The organism is Williamwhitmania taraxaci, from assembly GCF_900096565.1.
GTDB lineage: Bacteria > Bacteroidota > Bacteroidia > Bacteroidales > Williamwhitmaniaceae > Williamwhitmania > Williamwhitmania taraxaci.
The window spans coordinates 1-3,351 of sequence record NZ_FMYP01000135.1; the positions used below are offsets into that span (position 1 = coordinate 1).

Consider the following 3,351-nt stretch of genomic DNA (forward strand, 5'->3'; position numbering starts at 1 on the left):
AAAACGCTTCCGTTTAAAGAACTTTTACTATATTTACCATTCAAGGCACACACAGCAGTTTGGCAAAATGGCGGGTTTAGTGCTAAATTCAAGTTCAGTTTTTCAATTGAAATTTAGCGCAAAATTGAAGTTTTGTGCTTCGAAATCCGCCACTTCGCCAAGCTGCAAACCGTTACAAGCAAGTGTAGGGCGACCGTTCAACCATCAACATTCGTGCTGACATCGGACGACAAAATCCAACCCTTCGCAAAATTAAAAGAGCTGCAATGCAACCGCACAAGCCGACACAAATTGCAGCACATTTAATTTTGCCCAACCGCACCACGACATTCGGACGGTTGACAATTTGACGGCAACTTTGGACTGAAAAGCGGTTTTAAAACTTAACTTAGCAACCTTAATAATTGACAGAGAATATTTGATGAAATTAGTAACGCAGACACCGAAAAAAGCATTAAAAGCCTTCTTAAAGCAAAAACCTTTGAGAAGCGAAATTGACGTTTTTAAAACAAACCTCATTGCTTTACTCGACAAAATAAGCGTTATAGAAAAACGACCGAAGGACGAAACCGAAGAACATTTAAAAAACGACCTGCGGGACTTTTTGCGGGACACTTACTACCGTGACACCAACGCAATCAACACCAAGGACAAAAAAGACCTTGTAATTCACTTAGACAAAACAACAAATAGCGAAGTAGGTGTAATTATTGAAGCCAAACGACCAACCAACATTGGCGAAATGGTAACGGCTGACAACCCTAACAAAAAAGCACTTCACGAACTTATACTATATTACCTAGACGAACGAAATAAAGTTGGAAACTTCCAACTGAAACAGCTTGTAATTACAAATATTAATGAATGGTATATCATAGATGCAAACCATTTTGACAAGCATATTTACAATAACACTCAAATACAAAATCTTTATAAAACCAAAGTAAGTGACAATAAAAACAATCCGTTTTTCTATCAGGAAATTGAAAAATTAATTTCCAAAATTGATATTGAAATTCCTTGTGTTTACTTTGACATTAGGGAATATGACACCATTTTACGCAACAACAAAAAGGAAGATGATAGAGAATTAAGTGCGTTACTTAAAATCCTTTCGCCTCAACATCTTTTAAAAATTGTAACGCCTAACGACAGCAATTCACTCAATGACAAATTCTACAAAGAATTGCTACATATCATTGGACTGGAAGAAGCAAAAGAAGACGGCAAAAACATAATACGAAGAAAAAAGGAAAGCCGCTTTGCGGCTTCTCTTATTGAAGCTACTATTGAGGCATTGCAAACAGAAGATGTTTTACATCGCTTACCTGACCAATCAATTTACGGTTCAACAAAAGATGAACGAATTTTTAATATTGCTTTAGAACTTGGTATTACTTGGATAAACAGGATTTTGTTTTTGAAATTGTTGGAAGGACAACTCATAACTTATCATCAAGGAAATAAAGAATATCGTTTCTTAAATACCGAAACCATAAATGATTTTGACGAACTATTTAAACTGTTTCACAAAGTTTTAGCCGTAAACCTTAGTGAAAGAAGCGAAGCCATAAAAACAAAATACGGCAAGGTTCCTTATTTGAATAGTTCACTTTTTGAAATAAGCGAACTTGAAGACCAAACCATAAAAATAAATTCGCTTGACAATGGTGGGAAGTTAGAACTTATAGGTACAACAATTTTAAAAGAAATCAAAAAGAAGGCAGCTACGCTGCCCACTTTGGATTACCTTTTTCATTTTTTAGATGCCTACGATTTTGCAAGTGAGGGCACAGAAGATGTGCAGGAGGATAACAAAACAATTATCAACGCTTCTGTGCTTGGTAAAGTATTCGAGAAAATAAACGGTTACAAAGACGGCTCTATTTTTACACCTGCATTTATTACAATGTATATGTGCAAACAGTCAATCCGTTTGGCTGTGGTAGAAAAATTTAATGAAGCCTTATCGCAAAAAGATAAAACACTATTTGACAAATTTGAAGATGTAAAAAACTACACTTCTCGCCTATTTAAAACGCAAGAGATTTTAAAAGCGAATGAAATAATAAACTCACTTCGTATTTGCGACCCAGCTGTTGGCTCTGGTCACTTTTTAGTTTCATCATTGAATGAAATTATCAGCATCAAAGCAGAATTAGGAATACTTGCGGACAAAGAAGGTAACAGTATTAGCGGTTACGAAATTGAAATTGTAAATGATGAATTAATTATCACCGACCCGAAAACAAACATTCTTGAATACAAACTACAAAACGGAAAACCACTAAACAAAGAAATTCAACGACTTCAAAAAGCACTTTTTTACGAAAAGCAAAACATCATTGAAAACTGTTTGTTTGGCGTTGACATTAATCCAAATTCGGTAAAAATTTGCCGTTTGCGTTTATGGATAGAATTATTGAAAAACGCCTATTACAAAGAGGAAACTAATTTTTTAGAACTTGAAACCCTTCCCAATATTGACATCAATATAAAATGTGGAAACAGTTTATTGAGCCGTTTCCCATTAGATGCAGATTTGAGTAAAGCCTTAAAAAGCATAAAATATGATGTAAAAGCATACAGAGGTTTTGTGAACGATTACAAAAACGAAAAAAGCCGTGATGTAAAAAGAGGTTTGCAAAAAATAATTGACACAATAAAAACCGACTTTAGAACAGAAATTGGCAACAACGACCCAAAACAAATAAAACTAAAAAAGCTAAGTGGTGATTTATTTACCTTGCTTAATCAAGGTCAAATATTTGAACTAACACCCAAAGAGAAAAAGGCAAGAAAAGAAAAACAAACGAAGTTAGAAGCAGACATAACTAAATTATCAAATGAAATTGAAGAAATAAAAAGTAACGCCATTTACAAAAATGCTTTTGAATGGAGATTTGAATTTCCTGAAGTGTTGAGCAATGATGGAGAGTTTGAAGGTTTTGATATTATAATAGCAAATCCGCCTTACATTCAGCATAGAGAATTGGCTCACTTGAGTAGTAACTTGAAAGAGCATTACAATGTATATTCAGGAACTGCTGATATAAGTTCATACTTTTTTGAAAAAGCATTAACGGTTTTAAAGCCAAAAGGAATATTAAGTGTTATTAACTCCAATAAGTTTTTCAATGCTGAATATGGAAAACCTCTACGAGCTTTTTTATCAAATTATAACTTTAAAGAAATTGTAAATTTTGAGCAAGTACCAATTTTTGATGAAGCTCTTGTTTCAAGTGCTATTTTCATTATTCCTTAAATCCGCAGGTCGATTGCTAGGTTTTAAATCTTAGCGTATTTAGGTTTGCTTGGTGGATATTTTGCCATTTTTTTGGTTCGACATAG

Annotated in this window: 1 protein-coding gene; it reads left to right on the plus strand. The window is 33.9% G+C overall.

Annotation, left to right across the window (positions count from 1 at the left end; genetic code table 11):
• Positions 1 to 421 precede the first annotated feature (421 nt).
• Complete coding sequence (locus BLS65_RS17365) at positions 422 to 3,265, plus strand: type IIG restriction enzyme/methyltransferase (protein ID WP_092441055.1); 2,844 nt, start codon at positions 422 to 424, stop codon at positions 3,263 to 3,265.
• Positions 3,266 to 3,351 lie beyond the last annotated feature (86 nt).

Coding starts and splice junctions, on each gene's coding strand:
- BLS65_RS17365 (WP_092441055.1), top strand. CDS start 422: ATGAAATTAGTAACGCAGACACCGAAAAAAGCATTAAAAGCCTTCTTA.